Source organism: Massilia sp. Root351 (genome assembly GCF_001425045.1).
In the GTDB taxonomy this organism is placed as follows: Bacteria; Pseudomonadota; Gammaproteobacteria; order Burkholderiales; family Burkholderiaceae_D; genus Rugamonas.
This window is the reverse complement of the sequence record NZ_LMDJ01000001.1, coordinates 838,058-862,438: the sequence shown is the minus strand read 5'-3', so window position 1 is coordinate 862,438 and position 24,381 is coordinate 838,058. Positions and strand designations below refer to the sequence as shown.

Here is a 24,381-nt window from a genome sequence, read left to right as displayed (position 1 = left end):
AAAACGTTACAAGCGCGAATCCTAGCATGAAAAGTTTTGACTGGAAATTACGACACATTAGTTTCTATTTATATGTTTGACATATAAATAAGCAATAAAAAACGTATTTGCCATACATATACAGGCTCATGCATAGTAAGCGACTATCCAACCGCGATGCAGGCCATTTATATAGTGCGCTCCTGCCATAGTGCGGCAGAGTGCGGTGGAGGGAATGGGGCGCGGTGCCGATTTGGCAATACCAATCGACAACAGCATGAAAAAGCAACAAGGCAAAATAAATTTCGGTGTTTCGACAATGTTGCATCAGCACGACATGACCCGGACACAATATGACCAAGTTTCACGTTTTTGATGGCATGCCATAGTAACAATGAAGCAGGCCGGACCGCCGCCGGGAATCAGGCCATTCAAGACGCGGGCCTCTAAAATGAGCCCAAATTACATGTTTCAGCCGCAAAAAATATACAATATCGAACTTCCAGGAGCCTACTCATGAAAATCAAACAACTCAGTATGACGATAGCCGCCATGTGCGTGGCCGCCGGCGCCTCCGCCGCTGCCCCGAAACTGGCCGTCGTCTACGACGCGGGCGGTAAGTTCGACAAGTCGTTCAACCAGTCCGCTTTCGAAGGCGCCTCGCGCTTCAAGAAAGACACCGGCATCAACTTCATCGAAGTGCAGGCCAGCAGCGACACGCAGGCCGAGCAGGTGCTGCGCGGCCTGGCGCGCAAGAACATGGACCTGATCGCCTCGATCGGCTTCGCCCAGACCCAGGCGGTGCAGAAGGTGGCCAAGGAATTCCCGAAAGTGCGCTTCGTGCTGATCGACGGCGTGGCGCAAGGCGCCAATGTGAACTCGATCACCTTCAAGGAAGAAGAAGGCTCCTACCTGGTGGGCGTAGCCGGCGCCATGGCGTCGAAGACCAAGAAGCTGGGCTTCATCGGCGGCATCGACATTCCGCTGATCCGCACCTTCGCCTGCGGCTATGCGCAAGGCGCGAAGGCGGCCGACAAGAAATCGGAAGTGTTCCAGAACATGGTGGGCACCACCTCGGCCGCATGGAACGACCCGGCCAAGGGCGGCGAACTGGCGCGCTCGCAGTTCGAGCGCGGCGTGGACGTGGTGTTCGCCGTGGCCGGCGGCTCGGGCATGGGCACGCTGCAGACCGCCAAGGAAAAAGGCAAGCTGTCGATCGGCGTCGATTCCAACCAGAACAGCCTGTATCCGGGCAGCGTGCTGACCTCCATGGTCAAGCGCATCGACAACGCCGTCTACGATTCCTTCACGCAGATGAAGGACGGCACCTGGAAGGCCGGCGTGCAGGCCAAGGGCTTGAAGGAAGGCGGCGTGGACTGGGCGCTGGACGAGCATAACCGCAAGCTGATCACCCCGGAGATCGAAAAGAAAGTCCTGGGCGTCCGCAAAGACATCATCGACGGCAAGATCAAAGTGATCGACTACCGCACTGGCAACAGCTGCCCGGTCTAATCACGTGATTCAATAAAGAGAACGCGCCGGCGGGTGATCCCGTCCGGCGCGTTTTTTAGTCATAGCAACCATCATCCAGTGATCCTATGCACCCAGCAGTAGAATTTCGCGGCATCTCCAAGCACTTCGGGGCGGTCAAGGCGAACACGGACGTCAGCTTCAGCATCGCCAAGGGCGCCATCCATGGCCTGGTGGGCGAGAATGGCGCCGGCAAATCGACCCTGATGAGCATCCTGTACGGATACTACCGCGCCGACAGCGGCAGCATCCTGCTGGACGGCCAGGCCCGCAACATCCACAGCAGCCACGAGGCGATCCGCCTGGGCATCGGCATGGTGCACCAGCACTTCATGCTGGTCGAGAACATGACCGTGCTCGACAACGTGATGCTGGGCGCCGAGGGCGGCTTCAAGCTGGCCGGCAAGCGCGCCGCCGTGGAAGCGCAGCTGCGCGAGATCTGCGCGCGCTACCGGCTGGACGTCGATCCGCTGGCCACCATCCACGACCTGTCGGTGGGCGCGCAGCAGCGCGTCGAGATCCTCAAGCAGATCTACCGCAGCGCCAACATCCTGATCCTGGACGAGCCGACCGCCGTGCTGACCGCGCAGGAAACCGCGTCGCTGTTCGAGATCCTGCGCCTGTTCAAGGAACAGGGCAAGACCATCATCCTGATCACCCACAAGCTGCAGGAAATCCTCGACATCACCGACACCGTGACGGTGATGCGCGGCGGCCGCGTGGTCGGTGCGGTGGACACCGCGCAGACCTCGAAAGAGGACCTGGCCAACATGATGGTGGGCCGCCCGATCGAGAACAACCTGCCGCGCGGCGCCTACAACCCCGGCGCGCCGGTGCTGGAAGTGCGCGACCTGCAGCTGACCGACGACCAGGGCGTGACGCTGCTGAACAAGCTGAACTTCACGCTGCGCGCGGGCGAGATCGTCGCCATTGCCGGCGTGTCGGGCAACGGCCAGAGCGAGCTGATGGAAATCCTGTCGGGCATGGGCCTGCCGAGCGCCGGCCAGGTGGACTTCGAAGGCAAGGCCCTGCCCTACGCCGGGCGCGGCGACGCCGACGGCCTGCCGCTGGAATTCCGCCACCTGGGCATCGGCCACGTGCCGGAAGACCGCCTGCGCGACGGCGTGATCAAGAACTTCTCGGTCATGCACAACACCTTCTTCGGCTACCAGGACCGCGTGAAGAACGCCTGGGGCCTGATCGACTTCAAGGGCGTGGCCGAGCGCTGCGCCGGCCTGCTGAAGGCGTTCGACGTGCGCCCGGCCAACCCGGACCTGCGCATCGGCCTGCTCTCGGGCGGCAACCAGCAGAAGGTGGTGATCGCGCGCGAGGTGCTGGCCAAGCCCAAGCTGATGCTGGTGGGCCAGCCCACGCGCGGCGTGGACATCGGCACCATCGAGTCCATCCACACCCAGCTGCTCGCGCTGCGCGACGCGGGCGTGGCCATCCTGCTCGTGTCCGTGGAGCTGGAGGAGGTGCGCGCGCTGGCCGACCGCATCCTGGTCATGTGCGGCGGCAGCATCACCGGCGAACTGAAAATCGACGAATTCGACACCACCCGCATCGGCTTGCTGATGGGCGGGATGCACAAATCATGAACACTAACGATATGCCACGCTGGGCGACAGCCTTTGTCCTGCCCGTACTGAACCTGCTCTCGGCGCTGCTGGTGGCGGCCCTGGTGATCCACCTGCTCGGTGAAGACCCGGTCGACTCCATGCGCATCCTGATCAACAGCGCCATCGTCAATCCGGAGGGCCTGAGCTACACGCTGTTCTACGCCTCCACCTTCATCTTCACCGGCCTGTCGGTGTCGATTGCCATGCAGGCGGGCCTGTTCAACATCGGCTCGGAAGGCCAGATGTATATCGGCGGCCTGGGCCTGACGCTGGCCATGCTGGCCTTCGACGCCACGCTGCCGTGGTGGCTGCTGATCCCGTGCGGCATTCTGGGCGCGGCCGTCTTCGGCGCGCTGTGGGGCTTCCTGCCGGGCTACCTGCAGGCCAAGCGCGGCAGCCACATTGTGGTCACCACCATCATGTTCAACTTCATCGCGGCCTCGCTGATGAATTTCTTCATCGTCAAATACCTGATCCCGCCGGGCGAGCAGAACACCGCCAGCCGCGTGTTCTCGGCCGCCGCCGAAATGCCGCGCCTGAACAGCTGGTTCCCCATCCTGGGCGACACGCCGCTCAACGTGAGCTTCCTGCTGGCCATCTTCGCGCTGGCCGTGTACGGCGTGGTGGTGTCGCGCTCGGCCTGGGGCTACAAGCTGCGCGCCACCGGCTTGAACAAGCACGCCGCGCACTACGCGGGCATCCGCATCAGCAAGATGATCATCGTGGTCATGCTGATCTCGGGCGCGCTGGCCGGCCTCGGCTCGGTCAACTCCATCATGGGCTCGACCCACTACCTGTCGCTCAACTTCGTCGGCGGCGCGGGCTTTGTCGGCATCGCCATTGCGCTGATGGGCCGCCAGCACCCGGTCGGCATCTTCCTGTCGGCCGTGCTGTTCGGCGCGCTGATCCAGGGCGGCTTCGACCTGTCGCTGGAAAAGCCGAACATCCCGACCGAAACGTTTATCTTCATCCAGGGCCTGATCATCCTGTTCTGCGGCGCCATGGAGAACTTCTACGCACCGGCCATCGCCAAGCTGATCAAGGCCAAGGGGTAATGACATGACTTTTGAAGACCTGCATATCGGCAGCATCCTGGTATCGACCGTGCGCAACGCGCCGGTGCTGATTTTCGCCGCCATGGCCGGCCTGTTCGCGGAGCGCTCCGGCGTGATCGACATCGGCCTGGAAGGCAAGATCCTGGCCTCGGCCTTCGTCTCGGCGGCGGTGGCCTTCGCCACCCAGAACCCGTGGTATGGCGTGGCCGCCGGCGTGGCCGTGTCGGTGGCGCTGGCCACCCTGCAAGGCTACGTCAGCATCACGCAAAAGGGCAACCAGCTGGTGGCCGGCATCGCCATCAACATCGCCATGAGCGGGCTGACCTTCGTGGTGGCCCAGTTCTTCTTCCAGCAGGGCGGCCGCACGCCGGACCTGGGCCAGGCGCGCCTGTTCGACGTGGTGCTGCCGGGCAGCGCGGCGGTGGCGGACGTGCCCTTCCTGGGCTGGCTGTACACCAAGCTGATCGGCGGCCATTCGGTGCTGGTCTACCTGGCGTTTGCGCTGGTGCCGCTGGTGCACTGGGTGCTGTACCACACCCGCTTCGGCCTGCGCCTGCGCGCCTGCGGGGAAAATCCGCATGCTGCGGATGCGGCCGGCGTGTCGGTGGAATGGACGCGCTACAAGGCGATGATCATCGCCGGCGTGCTGTGCTCGTTCTCGGGCGCCTACCTGGCCATCGTGCAGAGCGGCTTCTTCCTGCGCGACATGTCGGCCGGCGCCGGCTACCTGGCGCTGACGGCCATGGTGTTCGGCAACTGGCGTCCGCTGTACACCTTCTTCGGCTGCCTGATGTTCGGCTTCTTCGGCGCGGTGCAGATCCAGATCGAAGGCGTGGACCTGCCGCTGGTGGGCCGCATCCCCGGCTCGCTGATCCAGATGGTGCCGTACGTGGTCACCGTGATTGTGCTGGCCGGCCTGATGGCCAAATCGGTGGCCCCGAAAGCCATCGGCGTACCGTTCGTCAAATCGCGCTAACGCGCCCTCCTGCGGATGGCGCCGCGCGCGCCATCCGCAGGGCCGGGTTCAGATTGAAGAACTTTCCAGGGCGAACCGCCACGTTTTAGGTAAACGCCCGACTGCCGTCCAGCAGGCCCGACAATTCGATCTTGTCTACAACCGGCCGCAGGTCCTTCGCAGTCCACACCCCCTGCTCCATAAGGTCCTGCACTCACTGGTGCGCCTCCACAGCCGCCAGTACCACGCGCTCTGCCGCAAGGCCTTTGGCCATTACTTGCGATTGCAAAGCCCAGATTCCCGGCCTGGGCAACGCCGGCGCACCGGGCGGCAGCGGTGGCGACGCAGGCGGATGCGACAGTTGGGCGCAGCGCGCAGGACCGTCCATATCATTGACTCGATATTTCGCATATGCAATCATCGACTGCATTCCATCACAGCCCCGGGTCCTGTATGCAAAACAAGCTCGATACAAAGCGGCGCTCGATACTGATCGCGGCCACCGGCGCCGCCGCTGCGGGCCTGGCCGGTTGCCGGGGCGCGTCCACGGAGGACCGCCAGCTGCAGTTCGCCAGCCTGGCGGCGGCCGGGCAAGAGCTGGCGCGGCTGGCGCAGGCCGGGGAACTGGCCTCCAGCGCCGCGTGGAGCTGGGCCCAGACGCTGGCGCACTGCGCGCAAAGCATTGAATTTTCCATGTCCGGTTTTCCACAATCGAAGTCCGCGCTGTTCCAGCGCACCGTGGGCTCGGCCGCACTGGGCGTGTTCGCCTGGCGCGGCCGCATGAGCCACGACCTGTCCGAGCCCATCCCCGGCGCCCCGGCCCTGGATGCGGCGGCAGATCCCGCCCAGGCCCTGCAGCGCCTGGGCGCCGCCATCGCGGCGTTCCGTGCCTGGACCGGCCCGCTGCGCCCGCACTTTGCCTACGGCGCGCTTGGCAAACAGGACTACGAGCTGGCGCACGCCATGCACCTGGCCAACCATCTGTCCGCCTTCCGCGTCAAGGCCTGAGCCATGTCGCTCCTCATCTCCATCGCCTGCGCCTCGCTGGCCGGGCTGTCGGCCATGCTGTGGCGGCGCCAGGTCAAGCTCAAGCGCGAAGCCTATATCCGCACTTTCGTGCTGCCCAAAGGCTTGTTCGAGAAGCTGATGCAAAAGCATCCGCAACTCAGCACCAAGGACTGCCAGCTGGTGGCGCAAGGCTTGCGGCAGTTCTTCCTGGCCCATTTGAAGAGCGGCCGCCAGTATGTGTCGATGCCGTCCCAGGTGGCGGACGACCTGTGGCATGAATTTATCCTCTACACCAAGAATTACCAGCAGTTCTGCCAGCACGCCTTCGGCCGCTTTCTGCACCACACGCCGGCGGTGGTGCTGGGCAAAGGCCAGCAGGGCAACGCCGGCATCCGTCGCTGCTGGCATTTCGCCTGCCACGAGGAAAACATCAACCCGGCCAGGCCAACCCGCCTGCCGCTGCTGTTCGCGCTGGACAGCAAACTGAACATTCCGAACGGCTTTGTGTACGCGGCCGACTGCAGCGGCTTCAAGCGGCAGGACGACAGCGGCGCGGGCGCGGTCTACTGCGGCGCCGACCTGGGCTGCGGCGACGGCGGCAGCGGTTCAGGCTCGGACGCCAGCAGCGACAGTGACGGGGGCGGCGGCGACAGCGGCGGCGGCGACAGCGGCGGCGGCGACAGCGGCTGCGGCGGCGGTGGCTGCGGCGGCGGTGGCGACTGAGTCCGGCCGCCCCGTATAATGGCGCCCATGGATAAACTGAAAACCCACCTCCTGGCCCGCATCTGCTGGCTGACCTTCGGCGGCGTGATGGCGGCCACCCGCATTGTCGACGGCATCAAGCAAAGTTCCACCGGCATGACCGTCACCGGCATCGGCTGGCTGCTGCTGGGCATCCTGTGGTTCCTGAGCCCGCTCATCATTGGCAAGAAGAAGGCCGACATGGCACTGCAGCAACGCCAGGCCGCTATCGGCTCCGACGGCTTGCGCAACAAGCTGCTGTTTACCGCCGCCGGCTGCGTGATCGTGGGCATGGTGCTGCGCTACGGCTTCGGTAATTGACTGCCGTCAAAGTGGCGCGCCTGCCGCGCTAGCACACCTATACTGGCCCGACCCATATTCAAGGAGCGAGCCATGGAATTCCATCGAGGCAGGCTGTTTGACCACGTGCACCTGCGCGTGGCCGATGTGGACGCGAGCAAGCGTTTTTACCGGGCGGCGTTCGGCGCGCTGGGCCTGGACCAGGAAGTGGTCGAGGGCGAAGGCAACTTCTATCTCGACGACTTGTATGTGGACAAGGCGGACGGCCCCGTGTCCCATGTGCATATCGCCTTCATTGCCAAGGACCAGGAAACGGTCAAGGCCTTCCACCAGGCCGTGCTGGCGGCCGGCGGGCGCGACAACGGTCCTCCCGGCGAGCGCGACTACCATCCCGGCTACTACGCCGCCTTCGCCTTCGACCCGGACGGCAACAACGTCGAGGCGGTATTCCATGGACCGTTCAAGCGCTCGGCCGAATCGGTGGTCTATACGGCGTTGTGAAACAGGTGCAGCTGCGCGTATTGCAGCAGCATGATGGTCTTGGCGTCGCAGATGTCGCCGCTGGCCATCATGTCGGCTGCGCGCTCCAGCGGCAATTCCAGCACTTCGATGTCTTCCCCTTCCGCAGCCAGGCCGCCCCCGCCGCCCGGGCGCGAGGCGGGGTCGTACTCGGCCACGAAAAAGTGCAGGCGCTCGGTGACCGAACCCGGGCTCATGAAGGCTGAGAAGATCTTCTGCACCTCGGCCACGCGGTAGCCGGTCTCCTCCTCCACTTCCGCCTTGATGCGTTCCTCCGGGCTGGCCTGGTCCAGCAGCCCGGCCGGCGCTTCGATCAGGAAACCGTCGTGCCCGTCCTGCCCGTAGGCGGGAAAGCGGAACTGGCGCACCAGGATCACGCTGCGCTGCGCGCGGTGGTACAGCAGGATGACGGCGCCGTGCCCCCGGTCGTAGGTCTCGCGCGACATGGCCTGCCAGCTGCCGTCGCTGCGGCGGTAGTCGAAGGTGGTCTTGCGCAGCAGATACCAGTCGTCCGACAGGGTCTCCACGGCGCGTATCCTGACGCGGTCTTCCGGCATGCTGCTCTCCTTGTTGTGTAAGCGGGTTTACATGATAGTATGCAAATTCATGCAACATCAAGAAAATTCGTGCAATGCTGACACGCCAACGCAAAGAGCTGCTGCTCAAAATCCTGCGCGAGGACGGCCAGATCGTGGCCAAAACGCTGAGCGAAAAACTGGGCCTGTCGGAGGACACCATCCGGCGCGACTTGCGCGAGCTGGCCAAGGAAGGCCTGCTGGAGCGGGTGCACGGCGGCGCCCTGCCCGCCTCGCCGGCCATGGGCAATTTCGCCCAGCGCCAGCAGATCTCGGCTGACTGCAAGCCGGCCATCGGCCGCGCCGCCGCCGCCATGGTGCGCCCGGGCCAGGTGGTGTTCATCGACGGCGGCACCACGGCGGTGCAGGTGGCGCGCCACCTGCCGCGCGACCTGCGCGCCGTGGTGGTCACGCACAGTCCGTCCGTCGCGGTCGAACTGGCCGAGCACCCGACGGTCGAGGTGATCATGATAGGCGGGCGCCTGTTCAAGCATTCCATCGTCGGCGTGGGCGCGGCCACCATGGAAGCGATTGCCCAGATCCGCGCCGACATCTTCTTCATGGGCGTGTGCAGCTTGCACCCGCAAGCGGGCATCACCACCGGCGACTACGAGGAGGGCTGCGTCAAGCGCGCCATCAGTGCCGCCTCGCTGCGCACCGTGGTGCTGGCCTCGCCCGAGAAGCTGGACACCGCCGCGCCGTTCCAGACCGTGCCGCTGGCGCAGGTCAGCGCCATCGTCGTCAACGCCGGCGTGGACGAGGCGCTGCTGGCGCCCTACCGCGGCATGGGAATCGCTATCACATTGGCAACTTAATTGGATAACAATGTAAAATAGGCCATCTTCCACCGCCCACCTGGAGCCCGACATGACCCGATCCGCGAACGCCTTCCGCCAACTACACCAGGGCCCCGAGCTGCTGCGCCTGGCCAACGCCTGGGACGCCGGCAGCGCCCGCCTGATAGAAAGCCTGGGCGCGCCCGCCGTGGCCACCACCAGCGCCGGCCTGGCCTGGTCACTGGGCTATGCCGATGGCCACAACATGCCGGCCAGCGCCGCCATCGCCGCCGCGCAGAACATCGTGCGCGTGCTGTCCGTACCGCTCACGGTGGACATGGAGAACGGCTATTCGGACAAGCCGTCCACGGTGGCGGCCTACATCATGCTGCTGGTCGACAGCGGCGTGGCCGGCATCAACATCGAGGACGGCGGCGACGCGCCCTCCCTGCTGGCACGCAAGGTGGAGGCCATCAAGGAAGCGGTGGCCAAGGCCGGCGGCGACATCTTCGTCAACGTGCGCACCGACGTCTACCTGCGCGGCCTGGCGCCCGCGGGCGCGCGTGCGCAGGAAGTGCTGGCGCGCGCCGAGACCTACCGCGCGGCCGGTGCGGACGGGCTGTTCGTGCCGGGCATCTGCCTGCCCGACGAGATCGGCCAGGTGGCCGGCGCGGCCAAACTGCCGCTCAACGTGATGGACTGGCCGGGCATTCCGGCAGCGGCCGAGCTGAGCGCGCTGGGCGCGCGCCGTTTCAGCGCTGGCTCCGGCATTGCACAGGCGCTGTGGGGCGCCGCGCGCGAAATGGCGCAGGGCTTCCTCCAGACCGGCAACGCAGGCCCGCTGGCGCAGAAGGCCATGGCCTACGGCGATATCCAGCAGCTGTTCCTGCATCCCGCCGCCAAATAGTGGCAACGCCGGCTGTCTCGTCCCGTTAGCAACGCTTCGCGGTGCGCCGCTTGCTGCCGCGCCGCTGGACGTGGCACACTGGACGCATGGCGAGCTCCTCCCCCACCCGCAGGCGTTTTCTCCAGGCCACCGCGTCCGGCTGCCTGCTGCCGGTGCTCGGCAGCACGGACGCGCGGACGTCCCCGCAGCAGATCGTCTATCCGCGCCATATCGACACGCTGGACAACCGCTACGACTACGACTGGCTGATCCTGCGCACCGCGCTGGAGAAGTCCAGCGCCGCATTCGGGCCGTTCGAGATGCGGCAGCTGGGCGAAGCCATGTCGCCGCCGCGCGTGGCGCAGGAGCTGACGCTGCCGCAGGGCCGCATCAACGTGCTGGCGCGCGCCACCTCGCCGGCGGTGGAGCAGCAGTTCCTGCCGATCCGCATCCCCATCGACAAAGGCCTGCTGGGCTTGCGCGTGTTCCTGGTGCGCGCGACCGACCTGCCCCGTTTCGCGGCCGTGCGCAGCGTGCCGGACCTGCGCGCCATGCGCGCCGGCCAGGGCAAAGACTGGGCTGACGTCGCCATCCTGCGCGCGGCCGGCATCGAGGTGATCGAAGGCACCTATGAGCGCCTGTACTCGATGCTGATGGCGGGCCGCTTCGACTTCTATTCGCGCGGCGTGGATGAAGCGCCGCGCGAGCTGCAGGAAGCGCGCACCCAGTATCCCGGCATGGCGCTGGAGCCGAGCCTGCTGCTGGAATACCCGCTGCCGCGCTACATCTTCGTGCGGCGCGACGCCGAGGGCGAGCGGCTGGCCAAGCGCATCACGGCAGGCCTGGAAAACATGGTGCAGGACGGCACGCTGAACGCCCTGTTCCGCAAGCACAAGGGCCCGGTGATCGAGCGCTGCGGCCTGGACAAGCGCCGCGTGCTGTCGCTGCGCCATCCCGGCATCTCGCCGGAAACGCCGCTGAACCGGCCCGAACTGTGGTACCGGCCGCCCGCCGCGAAGTAGTTATTTGGCCGCCGGCTCGGGCCAGATGGCCTGCAGCAGCGATGCCAGGTGGTAGCCGCCCTTGATCAGCTGTTCCTTGGCGATGGCCGACGACGGCACCGGGTAGTTGTCCGGCACGTTCAGCTGCCACACGGTGTAGACGGCGCCGTTGCGGCTGGTCTGCTTGCCGGCCGGGCCCACGGTCACGTCCGCATGCGCCAGCTTGGCGACCGCCAGCGCGTCGTTGGCCCACTGGTAAGGCCAGCTGGCCGGCTCGCCCGTGTTGACCGCCACGGCGGGCTTGCCGGCAATGGCGATCTGCGCGAACTGCTCCGGCGTGCGCGCGCTCACGCGGCGCATGGCGTAGTCCACCACGGTGGTGTCCCAATAGGAGTGGAAGGGCTTGGTCTTCGGCGCAGGCTTGGCGTCGGCGGCGGCAGGCGCGGTGGCTGCAGCCTTGGCGGCTTCGCCCTCTTTCGGCAACGGCGCCGGAATCAGCGCGCCGCCCAGCGCTGCGATGCGCGCGTCGTCCAGCAGCATGTTGTTGCCGCCCTGCGGGTTGAAGATGTTGACGCCGTCGATCTGCTCCTGCTTGAGCGGCACCACGAACACGCCGTCCTTGCTGATGAAGGCCGAGCCCACGTGCAGCGGCTGGTGCACGTCGCCCGCCAGGTGGGCCAGCAGCAGCAAGGCCTGGCGCCTGGTGAACTTGTGCGGGTTGACGGCCGCTCCGTCCTTGCCCTGCAGGACCCAGATGGCCTGGCGCAGCGATTGCACGATATCGTGCTCGTCGGTGCCCACGCCGTGGTCGTGGTACTCGTCCAGCTGGAACGGCACGTCGGTGTAGTGGTACTCGGAATGCTTGGGATTGGCCGCCGTGTAGTCGGTCATTTCCGGCGTCTGCGGGCCGCAGTAGGTGCCCTTCACGCAGTCCATCCAGGTGGCGACCTTTTCCAGGCTCTCGCCCGGCAGCAGCAGCGCGCGTACCTGTTTCTCGGCGTAGCTGCCCTTGATCAGCTGGTCGGCGATGGAGCCGACGATGCGGTGGCCGTCGTTGCCCCATGCCATGACGTTGGTCGATACGAAGGCGGCGCCCAGCGCCAGCACACATGCGAGCTTCTTCATTTACTCTTCTTTCCCTTTGCTTGGTTTCGGATAATTCTTGTTCACGTCCAGCGGCGCGGCATACGGAGAGTCCCACAGCTGCTGGTGCAGCGCGCCGATGCGCTGCGCCATCTGCTCGTTGCGCATCACCACTTCCAGGTTGCGCGACAGGTCGAAATAGCCGCCGGCCCAGTTGCTGGTGCCGACCCACGCCACCTTGCCGTCCACGCTCATGGTCTTGCTGTGGATGACGCGCGCGAACGGAATGAAGCCTGCCGCCGCTTTCGGCAGGGTCACCACGCGCACTTCGACGTTGGGCAGCAGCGCCAGGCTTTTCAGGTAGGCGATGGCCGGCGCTTCGGTGTTCCAGTTGGACACCATCAGCTTGATCTTCACGCCGCGCTGGGCGGCTGCGCGCACCGCGTTGTCGACCACCGGGTAGTAAGGGCGCGTGCCTTTCGGGCCGTAGCTGAGCGGCGCGTAATCCAGCAGCTGCACCCGCACTTCGCTTTGCGCCTCTTCCAGCAGCGCCGGCAGGCCGCGCTCGGAGTCGGCCACGCCGGCCGGGTTGTAGGCGTAGGGGCTGGCCATCAGGAAGGCGCTCGGCGCGTAGTTCGCGCTGGCCACCGCCGTGCCGATTTCCGCCACGCGCTGGCCGCGCGCCAGGCGCGCCTGGGCGTTCCAGTCCTGGTCGAAAATCGCCTGGACCTGTTTCACCACCTTGCCGTCCGTGATGCGCAAGCCGGTTTCCTGGATGTGGCTGAACGAGCGCCAGTCGAAGTTCTGGCTGCCCACGTAGGCCACGGCGTGGTCCACCACCAGGTACTTGGCGTGGATGATGCCGTTGCCGGTGAGCTGGTTGTAATCGAGGATGCGCAATTCCAGGTTGGGGATGGCCTTCAGGCGCTCGATGGTCGGCGCTTCGGACAGGTTGATACCCTTCTTGTCGAGCAGGAAGCGGATCTTCACGCCGCGCCGGCCGGCCGCCTCCAGGCGTTCGAACACTTTCTCGAAAGCGCTGCCTTCGCGCACCACGGCGTAGAACTGGCCGATGGCGATATCCTTCTTCGCATTGTCGAACAGCTCCGTCCACACGGCGGCCGCCTCGCGCAGGTCCGGATTGGCCAGCGCGGTTTCCACCGGCGTGGTCAGCACCAGTTCATAGCCGGGGATGCTGAAGTCGGCATGGGCGCTGCCAAAGCTCGCTGCCAGCAGTACGGGTAGTAAGAGTTTGCGCATGATGGGCTCCTTGGTTGTCATGGTGATTGCAGGCGCTGGACACGGCCCGCGTGCTGCGCGGAGCCGGCAGGCTTGCCGTCGCGGTCGCGCTGGGCCAGGTAGGCGGCCAGGGCGTCGATGTCGCGTATGGTGGTGGGAGCGCGGTTGCTGCCGCGCGCGAAGGTCGGGAAGTAGTCGCCGCCTTCGGCCAGGAAGTGGTTGGTCACCACGCGGTAGCTGGCGCCGTCTTCCACCGGCACGCCGTGCAGCAGCACGCTGCCCGGCACGACGCGCTGTCCTGCCGGCTGCTTGTGATCCCACTGGTAGGTGAAACCGTTGGACACCTGCAGCAGGCCGCGCACGATATTGCGCCCATCGGTCCACTGCTCTTCCAGCAGCGCGCGCAGCTGCGCGCCGGTCAGGTTCATCACGTCCAGCGTGTTCCCGAACGGCAGCACGGCGTGCAGGTGCCCCAGCGTGGCCACGTTGCCGCTGCCCGACAGCAGGTCGTTGCGCAGGCCGCCGCGGTTCATGAAGGCGATCTGCGCGCCGTATGGCTTGGCGGCGGCCAGCATGGAGTCCGCCACCAGGTTGCCGATGGCCGATTCGCTGGTGTCGTCGCCGCTGGCGCGCGCCACCCTGGCCACGGCCAGGCGCGCCACCGGTCTGCCCAGCACCTCGGCGCTGCGCTTGCGCACGCTGTCCATGTACGCCACCATGGCCGGATCGGCCGGGTAGCGGTCCTGCTCCATTACCACGTTGCGGGCGCTCTCGCCCACCACCGTGCCGGTGGCCGTGTCCACGCTCAGCTTGATACGGGACATCACGTGGCCCGCCGTTTCAGCCTGCGTCACCAGGCGCCCGTCCACGCGGCACAGATAGCCCTTGTGCGAATGGCCGCTGATGACCACGCGCACGGCCGGGTCGAGACGCTTCACCACGTCCACGATTTCGCCCTGCAGATCGGGGCAGTCCTGCCGGTCCAATGCGTCCTTGGTGCGGCCGCCCTGGTGGATCAGTACCACGAACACGTTCACGCCCTGCGCGCGCAGTTCCGGCAGCACGCGGTTGATGGCCTGCGCCTCGTCGACGAATTGCAGGCCCGCGATGCCGGACGCCAGCACCACCTGCGCGGTGTCTTTCAGCACCGCGCCGATGAAGCCGACCTTCACGCCGCGCACTTCCTCCACATGGTAGGCTGGCAGGAAAGGCTTGCTGGTCGCCATGTCCACCACGTTGGCGGCCAGGTACTGGAACTTGGCGCCGGGGTAAATCGGCTCGAACTTGCAGGCCTTGTCCGGACGCGGCGACACGCAGCCGCCCTTCTGCTGGCGCAGCAGCTCGGCGCGGCCGGCGTCGAATTCATGGTTGCCTACCGAGGTGGCGTTCATGCCCAGCAGGTTGAGCGCGCCCAGCGTGGTCTCGTCGGCCCACATCGAGGAGATGGCCGGGCTGGCGCCGATCAGGTCGCCGGCGCCCACCAGCAGCAGCTGCGGGTCTTCCTTGCGCCAGGCCTGCAGCGCGGCGGCGATGGTGTCGATGCCGCCGGCCAGTTCACTGCGCGCATTGCCGCGCGCGTCGGTGTAGGAGAATTTGCTCGCTTCGATGTAACCGTGGAAGTCGTTCAGGGTGGCGATGTTGATGTCCACCACGGTGGCAGGACGCTGGCTGGCGCAGCCGGCCAGCAGCGCGGCGGCCATGGCCAGCGCACAGGCCTGGAGCTTGTAAATGTTGATCATTGCGAGGGGGAAAAAACGCTACGGAAAAGAGTTGCAGCATACCTGAAACGACGCCGCCTCTGCGCCGCCGAAACAAGGCTGATACAAAAAAACCGGCTAAAAAAAAAGCGGACCCGCAGGTCCGCTTTACCGCTGTTCCGCGCTGCTACGACTGCAGCGGCGCGGCGCATCAGCTTAGATGTCGATCGACAGGGTGGCCGAGATGAAGCGCGGCGCGCCCAGGTAGTAACGCTGGGTACCGGTGGTGGTGGTCACGCCCGGCACCGGCTTCACGTTGGTGATCGATACCGACGATGGGTTGCGGTATTCCTTGTTGGTGATGTTGCTCACGTTGAAGGTCAGCTTAGGACGCTTGAAGATACCGAAGTTGGCGAAGGTGTAGCCGCCGTCCAGGCCGAAGGTGGTGTAGCCTGGCGCAGTTTCGTCGTTGACGAACGATGCCTGCTGCTTGCCGGTCTGGCGCGCTTTCAGGCGGGCCCAGAACGGACCATCCTGGTACTCGGCCGAAATGCTGGTCTTCAGCTTAGGCGCGTTGATCATTTCCTTGCCTGCGGTTGGCAGGAAGGCGTTGGCGCCAACGCGCATATTGTCCTGGATCTCGGACTTGTTGTAGCCGATCGAACCGTAGAACGCCCAGCCGTTGATCGGCATGTTGCCCAGCTCCACTTCCACGCCATGGCTCTTCACGCGGCCCACGTTGGTGTAGCTGCTGACCTGGGTCACTGGATCGAAGGCGGTTGCCTGGCGGTCCTTGAAGTCCACTGCGAAGAAGGTCACGGTCGCGATGTACTTCGAGTCCTGGTGGCGGTAGCCGACGTCGGTGTTCCACGACACTTCAGGCTTGACTTCGCCGACGAAGTTGCCCACGCCGTTGGTGACGATCACGTTGGTGCCAACGTTGCCGAACACGAAGTTAGGCGGCGCTTTCATGTTCTTGGCGACCGACATGAAGACCTGGTCGTCGTTGGTGATGCGGTAACGGGCGCCCAGCTGCGGCAGCACGTCGTCATACTTGCGCACCATCTTGTACTGGCGCACGGTGTTGTTTTCGTCGCCCCAGTTGGTGAAGTCGCGCTTGATGTCCGGCGTACGCACGCCCAGGTTCACCTTCAGCTTGTCGTCCATCAGGCTGATGGTGTCCTGGATGAACATCTGGCGCGCGGTCGAAATGGTCAGCTGGTCGCGGCTGTTGGCGAAGGTGCCGTCAGGACGGGTGATCTTGCCGTCTTGCAGGTAGATGTCTTCACGTTCGCCGCTGTTGCTCAGTGCCAGCATCGGGCCGGTCTGCTCGTGGCGTGCGCGCTCCCACCAGAAGCCGCCCAGGATTTCATGGTTGCCCAGGGTGTAGATGGCGGACGCGGTCACGCCAGGACGGTAGGTCTTGGTCACGGACGCGTTGGCCACCAGGATGGTGTCCAGGGTGTCGCCGTCGCCGTTCAGGTCCTTGGCGCCGGTGCGGGTGCCGCTGGCGGTGTTGTAGAACTGGTTCTCACGCTGGGCGCGCTGCTGGATGCCGCCGTTGCCGAAGCCGTACCACAGGTATGGCAGCACTTTGATGTCCAGGTTTTCATTCAGGCGGAACTTGGCGGTGGCCGACACGATCGCGTTCTTGAACGGGTTGATGCCCAGCTTGTAGTACGCCGGCGACTGGGTGGTTTCGGTCTGCGGGGTGCCCTTGACCGGGGTCAGGTGGCCCTTGAAGGTGTCGGCGAAGTCGCCATAGTAGCCCTGGGTTTGCAGTTCGGTCAGGGTCAGGTTGTTGATGTTGTTGTTGACGGCATCATTCCACAGCACGGTGGCGTGGATGTAGTTGAAACGATCCCAGTCGTAGTTGAAGCCGGCGTCGATGTGGTCGCGCTTGGCGGTACCCTTGCCTTTCCATTTGTCGGTCTCGGCGTGCGAGGCGGAGATGAACAGCTTGGAACGGCCGTCGGGGAACAGACCGCTGTCGTAGCGCAGGAAGGTCTTCATCATGTTCAGCTGACCGAAGGTCTGCATGAAGCGCAGGCGCTGCTTGTTCTCGGGGTTGCAGGTGTTAATGCCGAAGTTACCGCCGGTTGCGCCCACTTGCGGGGAGTCGACGTCGGTCGAGCCCTGGGTGACGAACTGCGAGCAGGTGTTTTCCTGGTCCACGTATTCTTGCGGGTAGACCGAGAAGGAACCCGAGTCGTTGACCGGCACGCCGTTGATGGTGGCGCCGATCTGGTCGCTGTTGAAGCCGCGCAGGGTCATGCCGCCGCCAAACAGGCCGGTTGCGTCGTAGTTGTAGCTGTTTACTGCAGGCAGCATTTCCAGCGCTTCATATGCATTGCCGGTAGGACGCTGTTTTTCCAGCTCTTCGGCAGTGATCGTCGAACGTGCTTTTGGCGCGTCTTCCGTCACCATCAGGCCCATGCCGAGCTTCTTGCTGGTAATGACGACCTGGTTGGTACCAGTGCCGGTGGTCACTTGCGGCGCTACTTCGGACGCGGTTTGCGCGAAGGCGGCCGAAGCGCATGCCATTTGGCACGCCACAGCGATCAGACTCAAACGCAGCTTGGGCTGATTAACGTATTGCATGTAAAACTCCCCAGGGGTTATGTGAATTTTTCTCAAAACTGCAGTCAGACGCTGCAAGAAACGGAGCAGTCTAACTGGACAATATTTCTTACTGATGTCATCTCTATGACAGATTCATGACATGCAGCGACACGAATGGACTGCAACTTCGGCAACGCTATCGCCAACTATGCATTAGTAAAAAATGCATGACAAATACGTTTTCGTTTGGCGATTCATACGAAAACCAAATAAATACGGAAAAAAGCGAGAGAAAAGCAGAAGTTGGATGACGTGGACGTGCCGGTCGCGTGACCTATATGGGCGGAATTATAAGGGTTCCGTCAAGCGGATGAAATTCTTTCATGGGTTTCTTTCATGAAAGAATGCTTATCTGTGGCATAACGGCCACAAACTTGTCGGGAAAATACGATATCCGGCGGCAAACTTGGGCGTTCCCCGCCGGATACCGTTTCTTACATCAGCGCTGGCGCGCGGCGCCGGCGGCGCCGGTGCTGGCGGCCACATCGGCCTCAAACTTCTTGAAACGGCCATCCAACTGGGCGCTTAAGCGTTGTTTTTCAGCAGCGGACAGGAAGGAGTAGCGGATGCTGTCATATGACAGTTTCTTTACATCCGCGTAGGAAGTTGGGTAGCGGCTGGCGAACAGCACGTATTCGTTGGCCAGATTGTTACGCGAAACGCCGGCGTCATCGGTCGAGATGACAAACGGTACGCCATACTTGCGGAACAATGTGACAGGATGCGCGTCGCCCTTGATGCCAAGAATGAAATCATTGCTGGTCAGGTTCACCTCCACTGCGATGCCGCGCTCGCGCATGGCTTTCATGGTGGCCAGCGCGTTCGATTCGTGGGCGATGTCCATGCCGTGGCCGATGCGGCTGGCGCCGGCAACGTTGATGGCGTCCGCGATGTGCGACTGCAGGCCTTCCGGCGGCACCATGCCCAGCGCCAGCTCGCCCGCGTGCAGCGCCAGCTTCACGTCCGGGTACTTGGATTTGAGGAACTTGAACATTTGCATATGCAGCTTGTAGTCGCGCATGGAAACATAGGTACTTTCCTGGCCGACAATGTTCACGCCCACCACTTTCGGGTTCTCGCGCGCCAGCTTGAAGGCCGACACCATGGACGAGAACACTTGCGAAGGCGACAGGAAACGCAGCACAAAGGGCTGGTAGCGCATGGTGAACTGCTCGTCGTCGATGCCGGCGCTGGCGGTGTCCACGTTCTTTTTATAAGCGTCCAGCCAGCCGGTCCAGGCGGCGTCCTTGTCCAGCACCGGCAGCAGCGCTTCCAGCCTGGCGTTCAGCGCGGCGCTGTCCAGGCCGCTGGCCAGCACCGCCTTGTCGAAATCGGCGTTGGCGGTGAACGGGGCCAGCTCGAACACGGTTTCGATGTAGCTGACGTTCTCGTTGATGGCGCGCTGCTTCAGCGTGCGCAGGCCTTCGGCGGTGTTGGTCGAGGCGACCGGGTTGAAGTAGCCGAAGGTGTCGAAGAAGGTACGGTCGGGCGGGGTTTGCTGGCCGCTGTGGTTGTAGAAGTCCTTGGTGCCCCAGCGCTGCAGCAACTCGGCCAGCATGGTGTTGTCCAGCATGACGGCTTCGCCGCTGATGCAGGTGCGCGTGGCCGGCGACGCGGCGCGTTCCAGCGCCAGCTTGCCGGCGTCGCTTTCGATCTGGTAGCTGTTCTTGTAGACGCAGTAGCCTTGCTTGTCCACCCACTGCAGGAACTGCTCGGCGTAGATGGCGCCCGAATAGTGGTGGTGCAGGTCGCCGCCCTTGGGCATCATGGTGAAGAACAAAGTCAGTTCGGCCGACTTGGGCTGGCTGCCCGAAACCAGCGAGGCGAAGTGGCGGCTGGTTGCCTGCTCGTTGGCGCTCGGAGCGGCTTTCTGGGCTTGCGCATTGCAGGCCGCCGTCACAGCCAGCGCCATCATCAGTTTCGGGAAAATTTTGTTCATCAGCTGCCCTCGGTTAAATGTAGGGCGGGTTGTAACCCGCCATGTGGGCAGTTTGGCGGCGCCGGCGGGTTACGCGCGCTGCGCTGCCCCGCCCTACGGACGCCGGTGCACCATGCGCCCCGCCGAATACGTGGCGGCCACGGTGCGGTCGTCGCCCAGCAAAGCCAGCGCGAACAGCAGCTCTTCCAGGCTTTCGGTATGGCCCGTGCGGCGCGCCAGCAGCGGCGTCGCATGCGGGTCCAGCACCACGAAATCGGCCTCCGCGCCTGCGGCAAAACTGCCTATCGTGCCTTCCAGCTGCATGCTGCGGGCCGCGCCCAGCGTGGCCAGGTAGAACATGCGCAGCGCCGGCAGGTAACTGCCCTTCAAGCGCGCTACTTTATAGGCTTCGTTCATGGTTTGCAACATGGAGAACGCGGTGCCCGCGCCCACGTCCGTCGCCAGCGACAGGAGCATGCCCGCCTGGTCGGCGCGCTCGAAGTCGAACAGGCCGCTGCCCAGGAACAGGTTGGAGGTGGGGCACACGGCGGCGGCAGCCTGGCTCTCCGCCATGCGGCGGCGGTCGCCCTGGTCCAGCCAGATGCAGTGGCCGTACATGGCGCGCGGGCGCAGCATGCCATAGCTGTCGTACACGTCCAGGTAGCTGCGCGCCTGCGGAAACAGCTCGCGCACCCACTTCACTTCGTCCTCGTTTTCGGACACATGGGTCTGGATATAGGTGTCCGGATAAGCGCGCGCCAGTTCGCCGGCCACGCCCAGCTGCGCTTCGGTGGAGGTGGGCGCGAAGCGCGGCGTGATGGCGTACTGCGCGCGGCCGCGGTTGTGCCAGCGCTTGATCAGATCCTCGCTTTCGCGGCCGCCGGTTTCGGCGCAGTCCTGCAGGAAGGTCGGGCAATGGCGGTCCATCAGCACCTTGCCGGCCACCATGCGCAGGTTCCGCTTTTCGCTCGCTTCAAAGAATGCGTCCACCGATTGCGGGTGCACGGTGCAATACACCATGGCCGTGGTGGTGCCCACGCGCAGCAGCTCGTCGAGGAAGAACTCGGCGGTGGCGGCCGCGTGCGCCGGGTCTTCGAACTGGCGCTCGGTCGGGAAGGTGTAGGTGTTCAGCCAGGGCAGCAGGCCGGGCGCCGGCGAGGCGATCATGTCGGTCTGCGGATAGTGCACGTGCGTGTCGATGAACCCGGGCGTGATCAGCTTGCCGCGATAGTCGTGCACCACCGCGCCGGGCGGCAGCGCGGCGTGCAGCGCGGCGTAGCCGCCCGCCGCCTGCACCTTGCCATCGGCGACCACCAGCAGGCCGTCCTCATGCCAGTGGTGGGCGTCGGGCGTGAAGGCCGGATCGGCGTGAAAGTGCAGCAAGCCTGCTCGGTAGGCTTGCACCTGGGTCGTTTGCATAAGGGTCTTTCTAAACTTTGTATTGCGTGGAACCGGCTGCGCGCAGCAGGGTCGCGGTCTGGCTGAGGGGTTTCGGCATGCGTTCGGCGTCCTGCTGCTCCCACACGCCCAGCAGCTGGGCGCACACGGAGGCGGCGATGACGGCCGGCGCCTTGTTGGTGATGCCGGCGATGCCGATCGGGCACACCATGGCGTCGATGCGGGCCTGGTCTATGCCTTTGGCCTGCAGGCGGTGTTCGAACTGCATGCGCTTGGTCTTGGAGCCGATCAGGCCGAACCAGTACACGTCCTGGCGCTGCAGGATGGTTTCGGTGAGGCGCTGGTCCAGCGCGTGGTTGTGGGTCAGCACCAGGTAGCTGCTGTTGGGCGGGGCTTGGGCCACGCAGGCTTCCGGCAGCTCGCTCGCTTCCACGGTGACGTTGGCCGGGATATCGGCGGGGAACATGTCCTCGCGCTCGTCCACCCAGGTGACGGTGCACGGCAGCTCGGCCAGCGCGCGCACGATGGCGGCGCCCACGTGGCCGGCGCCGAACAGGGTGAGATGCGCGCGCGGGGCCAGGACGGGGTCCACCATCCAGCGGCGGCCGGCGGCGTCTTGCATCAGGTGGGCGCCACGGTCGCGTGCAAAAACGGGAACGGACAGCGGGTCGCTGACGGGCGTGGCCAGCGGAATGCTGGCGAGCGATGGCGCAGCGGGGGCTGCCGTCAGTGGCTGGCCGCGCATGTCGAACAGGGCCACGCACGCCGGGCCGTCTACCGCGGTGAGGCGCCAGCAGTCTTCGCGGCGGCGCTCGCGCAACGCTGCCAGTACGGCGCCCAGGCGGGTGTCGACGCGCTCGAACAGCAGGTAGACCACGCCGCCGCAGCACTGCCCCAGGCTGGGGCCGAGCGCGAAACGTTCATAGCGCACGGCCTGCCCGGCCAGCATTTCGCGGGCAATGTCGATGGCGCGCATTTCCAGGTGGCCGCCGCCGATGGTGTCGAGTTCGCGGTCAGCCGTCACCAGCATCTTGGTGCCGGCCTCGCGCGGGCCGGAGCCATCCACCCGCGCCACGGTAATCAGCACCGCCGGTGCCGAAGGATCTGTCAGCCAGTCGCTCATTTTATTTCACCGCCGCGTTTTACAGCCACCTCGACAGCGGCAATGGCCTTGAGGATTTCTTCGGAAGTCGCCGGTGCGTTCAGCGGCGGATTGACCTTGTGGCCGCCCACGGCCGACACGGCGTCGCGGATGGCGAAAAACACCGAGAACGGCAGCAGCAGCGGCGGCTCGCCCACGGCCTTGGAGCGATGGATGCTGTCCTCCACGTTGCGATTCTCGAACAGGCGCACACGGAAGTCCTCGGGGCAGTCGGACACGCCGGGAATCTTGTAGGTGGACGGCGCGTGCGTCATCAGCTTGCCGCCCGCGTTCCACCACAGCTGCTCGGTGGTGAGCCAGCCCATGCCCTGGATGAAGGCGCCTTCCACCTGGCCCAGATCGATCGCCGGATTGAGGGACTGGCCCGCGTCGTACAGCGCATCCGCGCGCAACAGCTTCCACTCGCCGGTGAGCGTGTCCACCACCACTTCGGACACGGCGGCGCCGTAGGCGTAGTAGGAGAACGGATGGCCGTTCATGGTCTTCGGGTCCCAGTGCAGGTGCGGCGTCGCGTAGTAGCCGTCCGACCACAGCTGCACCCGCGCCAGGTAGGCCTTCTGCACCAGTTCAGCGAACGGCACGGCGTGGCCGTTGACGTGGATGCGGTTGTCGAAGAACTGCACGCCACCCGCATCGCCGCCGTACAGCTTCACGGCATAGGCCGACAGGCGCTCGCGGATCTGGCGCGCGGCATCCTGCGCGGCCTTGCCGTTCAGGTCCGCGCCGGTGGAGGCGGCGGTGGCCGAAGTGTTGGCGACCTTGCTGGTGTCGGTGGCAGTGATGCGCACGTGCTCCAGGTCCAGGCCCAGTTCATGCGCCACCACCTGCAGCACCTTGGTGTTGATGCCCTGCCCCATCTCGGTGCCGCCGTGGTTGACCAGCACGGAGCCGTCCACATAGACGTGCACCAGCGCGCCGGCCTGGTTCAGGTGCGTGACGTTGAAGGCGATGCCGAACTTGAGCGGCGTCAGCGCCAGGCCCTTCTTCAGCAGCGGACTGGTGGCGTTGTAGGCGGCCACGGCTTCGCGGCGCGCGCGGTACTCGCTGCTCTGCTCCAGCTCCGCCGTCAGCTCGGCGATCACGTTGTCCACGATGACCTGTCCGTAGGGCGTGACGTTGCGCTCGTCCTTGCCGTAGAAATTCAGGCGGCGGATGTCGTAGGCGTCCTGCCCCAGCTCGCGCGCGATCTCGTCGATGATGTATTCGATGGCGATGGCGCCCTGCGGCCCGCCGAAACCGCGGAAGGCGGTGTTCGACTGGGTGTTGGTCTTGCCGCAGGCGGCGCGGATGTCCACGTCGCTCAGGTAGTAGGTGTTGTCGAAGTGGCAGACCGCGCGCGTGGCGACCGGGCCGGACAGGTCGGCCGAATAGCCGGCGCGCGACACCATGTCCACCTTGGCGGCGATGATCTTGCCGTCGTCGCCGTAGCCCACTTCGTATTCGTAATAGAAGCAGTGGCGCTTGCCGGTAACGAGCATGTCGTCGTCGCGGTCGGCGCGCAGCTTGACAGGGCGGCCGGACTTCCTCGCGGCGATGGCGGCAGCAGCGCACCACAGGGCGGACTGCGATTCCTTGCCGCCGAAACCGCCGCCCATGCGGCGGCACTCCACCTGCACGTTATGCGAATGCAGGCCCAGCGCATGCGCCACCACGTGCTGCATTTCGCTCGGGTGCTGGGTGGAGCACAGGATCTGCATGCCGTTCTGCTCTTTCGGAATGGCGTACGCGATCTGGCCTTCCAGGTAGAACTGCTCCTGGCCGCCCACGTACAGCGTGCCTTTCACGGTGCGCGGCGCTTTCTCGAACGCGGCCTGGTAGTCGCCGCGTTTCAGCTGCATCGGCGGCAGCACATAGGACTGCGCGGCCTTGGCCGCTTGCGGCGTCAGCACGGCAGGCAGCTCTTCATAGGTGACATTGGCGCGGCGCGCGGCGCGGCGGGCGTTGTCATGCGTGTCCGCCACCACGATGAAGATGGGCTGGCCCACGTATTCCACCTTGCCGTCGGCGAGGATGGGATCGTCGTGGATGATGGGGCCGCAGTCGTTGGTGCCGGGGATGTCCTTTACCGTGTAGACGGCCGCCACGCCGGGCGAAGCGCGCACCGCGTCCAGGTCCAGCGCGCGGATGTTGGCGTGCGCCTTGGACGACAGGCCGAGCGCCGCGTGCAGCGTGCCGCGCAGTTCGGGAATGTCGTCGGTGTAGGTGGCCTGGCCGAGCACGTGCAGTTCGGCCGATTCGTGCGGTTTTCCGAGGCCGACGGCGGTCCACGCCATGGCTTTGATATCGCTTGCGCCGGGATGGTTCATGGCGGCTCCTCT

General features: G+C 65.0%; 20 protein-coding genes. 11 read left to right on the top strand and 9 right to left on the bottom strand.

The features are described from left to right. Positions 1 to 495 precede the first annotated feature (495 nt). From ASD15_RS03890 to ASD15_RS03855, 8 genes are all read left to right on the top strand, one after another. Positions 496 to 1,491 carry a BMP family protein gene (locus ASD15_RS03890; RefSeq protein ID WP_057153396.1) on the top strand — a complete coding sequence of 332 codons (996 nt, stop codon included), beginning with the start codon at positions 496 to 498 and terminating at the stop codon, positions 1,489 to 1,491. Positions 1,492 to 1,577: 86 nt separating this feature from the next. Then, a complete protein-coding gene (locus ASD15_RS03885) occupies positions 1,578 to 3,107 on the top strand; it encodes an ABC transporter ATP-binding protein (RefSeq protein WP_057153395.1) in 1,530 nt (509 codons plus the stop codon). Further along, complete coding sequence (locus ASD15_RS03880; protein ID WP_057153394.1) at positions 3,104 to 4,183, top strand: ABC transporter permease; 1,080 nt, start codon at positions 3,104 to 3,106, stop codon at positions 4,181 to 4,183. Before ASD15_RS03885 ends, ASD15_RS03880 begins: the two co-directional genes overlap by 4 nt. Before the next feature lie 4 nt (positions 4,184 to 4,187). Next, on the top strand, positions 4,188 to 5,159 hold the full coding sequence (locus tag ASD15_RS03875) for an ABC transporter permease (protein WP_057153393.1): 972 nt from the start codon (positions 4,188 to 4,190) through the stop codon (positions 5,157 to 5,159). A gap of 432 nt (positions 5,160 to 5,591) precedes the next feature. After that, complete coding sequence (locus tag ASD15_RS03870; RefSeq protein WP_200953906.1) at positions 5,592 to 6,146, top strand: DUF1569 domain-containing protein; 555 nt, start codon at positions 5,592 to 5,594, stop codon at positions 6,144 to 6,146. A gap of 3 nt (positions 6,147 to 6,149) precedes the next feature. Beyond that, positions 6,150 to 6,869, top strand: a complete 720-nt coding sequence (locus ASD15_RS32745; RefSeq protein ID WP_057153392.1) for a hypothetical protein — start codon at positions 6,150 to 6,152, stop codon at positions 6,867 to 6,869. A gap of 27 nt (positions 6,870 to 6,896) precedes the next feature. Then, positions 6,897 to 7,208, top strand: coding sequence for a hypothetical protein (locus ASD15_RS03860; protein ID WP_157200797.1), 312 nt, complete (start codon positions 6,897 to 6,899; stop codon positions 7,206 to 7,208). A 72-nt stretch (positions 7,209 to 7,280) separates the two neighbouring features. Beyond that, positions 7,281 to 7,688: a VOC family protein gene (locus ASD15_RS03855; protein WP_057153390.1), complete on the top strand. Its 408-nt coding sequence runs from the start codon at positions 7,281 to 7,283 to the stop codon at positions 7,686 to 7,688. Here the strand turns inward: ASD15_RS03855 and ASD15_RS03850 are convergent. After that, positions 7,673 to 8,263 carry an NUDIX domain-containing protein gene (locus tag ASD15_RS03850; protein ID WP_057153389.1) on the bottom strand — a complete coding sequence of 197 codons (591 nt, stop codon included), beginning with the start codon at positions 8,261 to 8,263 and terminating at the stop codon, positions 7,673 to 7,675. The genes ASD15_RS03855 and ASD15_RS03850 overlap by 16 nt on opposite strands. 74 nt (positions 8,264 to 8,337) lie before the next feature. On the opposite strand from ASD15_RS03850, the gene ASD15_RS03845 reads away from it, so the two are divergent. From ASD15_RS03845 to ASD15_RS03835, 3 genes are all read left to right on the top strand, one after another. After that, complete coding sequence (locus ASD15_RS03845) at positions 8,338 to 9,096, top strand: DeoR/GlpR family DNA-binding transcription regulator (protein ID WP_057153388.1); 759 nt, start codon at positions 8,338 to 8,340, stop codon at positions 9,094 to 9,096. A 52-nt stretch (positions 9,097 to 9,148) separates the two neighbouring features. Next, the gene (locus ASD15_RS03840; RefSeq protein WP_057153387.1) at positions 9,149 to 9,964 is read left to right on the top strand and encodes an isocitrate lyase/phosphoenolpyruvate mutase family protein; all 816 of its coding nucleotides are present in this window, start codon (positions 9,149 to 9,151) and stop codon (positions 9,962 to 9,964) included. An 86-nt stretch (positions 9,965 to 10,050) separates the two neighbouring features. Beyond that, entirely contained in the window at positions 10,051 to 10,965 is a 915-nt protein-coding gene (locus ASD15_RS03835) for a hypothetical protein (protein ID WP_229418049.1), read from the top strand. Here ASD15_RS03835 and ASD15_RS03830 read toward each other — a convergent pair whose 3' ends face one another. The 8 genes from ASD15_RS03830 to xdhB form a co-directional block, all read right to left on the bottom strand. Beyond that, positions 10,966 to 12,069, bottom strand: coding sequence for a S1/P1 nuclease (locus tag ASD15_RS03830; RefSeq protein WP_057153386.1), 1,104 nt, complete (start codon positions 12,067 to 12,069; stop codon positions 10,966 to 10,968). Next, positions 12,070 to 13,287 (bottom strand): phospholipase D-like domain-containing protein, encoded by a 1,218-nt coding sequence (locus ASD15_RS03825; protein ID WP_057153699.1) that lies wholly within the window; start codon positions 13,285 to 13,287, stop codon positions 12,070 to 12,072. It abuts the gene before it with no gap. A 17-nt stretch (positions 13,288 to 13,304) separates the two neighbouring features. Then, a complete protein-coding gene (locus tag ASD15_RS03820) occupies positions 13,305 to 15,005 on the bottom strand; it encodes a bifunctional UDP-sugar hydrolase/5'-nucleotidase (protein WP_057153385.1) in 1,701 nt (566 codons plus the stop codon). A gap of 174 nt (positions 15,006 to 15,179) precedes the next feature. Then, entirely contained in the window at positions 15,180 to 17,507 is a 2,328-nt protein-coding gene (locus ASD15_RS03815) for a TonB-dependent receptor (RefSeq protein WP_229418048.1), read from the bottom strand. 517 nt (positions 17,508 to 18,024) lie between these two features. After that, positions 18,025 to 19,524 carry an adenosine deaminase gene (locus tag ASD15_RS03810; RefSeq protein ID WP_057153383.1) on the bottom strand — a complete coding sequence of 500 codons (1,500 nt, stop codon included), beginning with the start codon at positions 19,522 to 19,524 and terminating at the stop codon, positions 18,025 to 18,027. Positions 19,525 to 19,617: 93 nt separating this feature from the next. Beyond that, a complete protein-coding gene (guaD, locus tag ASD15_RS03805) occupies positions 19,618 to 20,922 on the bottom strand; it encodes a guanine deaminase (RefSeq protein ID WP_057153382.1) in 1,305 nt (434 codons plus the stop codon). Between the two features lie 10 nt (positions 20,923 to 20,932). Next, positions 20,933 to 22,024, bottom strand: coding sequence for a xanthine dehydrogenase accessory protein XdhC (xdhC, locus tag ASD15_RS03800; RefSeq protein ID WP_057153381.1), 1,092 nt, complete (start codon positions 22,022 to 22,024; stop codon positions 20,933 to 20,935). Then, positions 22,021 to 24,369: a xanthine dehydrogenase molybdopterin binding subunit gene (xdhB, locus tag ASD15_RS03795; RefSeq protein ID WP_057153380.1), complete on the bottom strand. Its 2,349-nt coding sequence runs from the start codon at positions 24,367 to 24,369 to the stop codon at positions 22,021 to 22,023. Before xdhB ends, xdhC begins: the two co-directional genes overlap by 4 nt. Positions 24,370 to 24,381 lie beyond the last annotated feature (12 nt).

Bases quoted from the DNA above. Each gene is read 5' to 3' on its own strand.
- guaD (WP_057153382.1), bottom strand. From the start codon at position 20,922: ATGCAAACGACCCAGGTGCAAGCCTACCGAGCAGGCTTGCTGCACTTT.
- ASD15_RS03825 (WP_057153699.1), bottom strand. From the start codon at position 13,287: ATGCGCAAACTCTTACTACCCGTACTGCTGGCAGCGAGCTTTGGCAGC.
- ASD15_RS32745 (WP_057153392.1), top strand. From the start codon at position 6,150: ATGTCGCTCCTCATCTCCATCGCCTGCGCCTCGCTGGCCGGGCTGTCG.
- ASD15_RS03840 (WP_057153387.1), top strand. From the start codon at position 9,149: ATGACCCGATCCGCGAACGCCTTCCGCCAACTACACCAGGGCCCCGAG.
- xdhB (WP_057153380.1), bottom strand. From the start codon at position 24,369: ATGAACCATCCCGGCGCAAGCGATATCAAAGCCATGGCGTGGACCGCC.
- ASD15_RS03875 (WP_057153393.1), top strand. From the start codon at position 4,188: ATGACTTTTGAAGACCTGCATATCGGCAGCATCCTGGTATCGACCGTG.
- ASD15_RS03885 (WP_057153395.1), top strand. From the start codon at position 1,578: ATGCACCCAGCAGTAGAATTTCGCGGCATCTCCAAGCACTTCGGGGCG.
- ASD15_RS03880 (WP_057153394.1), top strand. From the start codon at position 3,104: ATGAACACTAACGATATGCCACGCTGGGCGACAGCCTTTGTCCTGCCC.
- ASD15_RS03855 (WP_057153390.1), top strand. From the start codon at position 7,281: ATGGAATTCCATCGAGGCAGGCTGTTTGACCACGTGCACCTGCGCGTG.
- ASD15_RS03845 (WP_057153388.1), top strand. From the start codon at position 8,338: ATGCTGACACGCCAACGCAAAGAGCTGCTGCTCAAAATCCTGCGCGAG.
- ASD15_RS03815 (WP_229418048.1), bottom strand. From the start codon at position 17,507: ATGGCATGCGCTTCGGCCGCCTTCGCGCAAACCGCGTCCGAAGTAGCG.
- ASD15_RS03890 (WP_057153396.1), top strand. From the start codon at position 496: ATGAAAATCAAACAACTCAGTATGACGATAGCCGCCATGTGCGTGGCC.
- ASD15_RS03860 (WP_157200797.1), top strand. From the start codon at position 6,897: ATGGATAAACTGAAAACCCACCTCCTGGCCCGCATCTGCTGGCTGACC.
- ASD15_RS03870 (WP_200953906.1), top strand. From the start codon at position 5,592: ATGCAAAACAAGCTCGATACAAAGCGGCGCTCGATACTGATCGCGGCC.
- ASD15_RS03850 (WP_057153389.1), bottom strand. From the start codon at position 8,263: ATGCCGGAAGACCGCGTCAGGATACGCGCCGTGGAGACCCTGTCGGAC.
- ASD15_RS03820 (WP_057153385.1), bottom strand. From the start codon at position 15,005: ATGATCAACATTTACAAGCTCCAGGCCTGTGCGCTGGCCATGGCCGCC.
- xdhC (WP_057153381.1), bottom strand. From the start codon at position 22,024: ATGAGCGACTGGCTGACAGATCCTTCGGCACCGGCGGTGCTGATTACC.
- ASD15_RS03830 (WP_057153386.1), bottom strand. From the start codon at position 12,069: ATGAAGAAGCTCGCATGTGTGCTGGCGCTGGGCGCCGCCTTCGTATCG.
- ASD15_RS03810 (WP_057153383.1), bottom strand. From the start codon at position 19,524: ATGAACAAAATTTTCCCGAAACTGATGATGGCGCTGGCTGTGACGGCG.
- ASD15_RS03835 (WP_229418049.1), top strand. From the start codon at position 10,051: ATGGCGAGCTCCTCCCCCACCCGCAGGCGTTTTCTCCAGGCCACCGCG.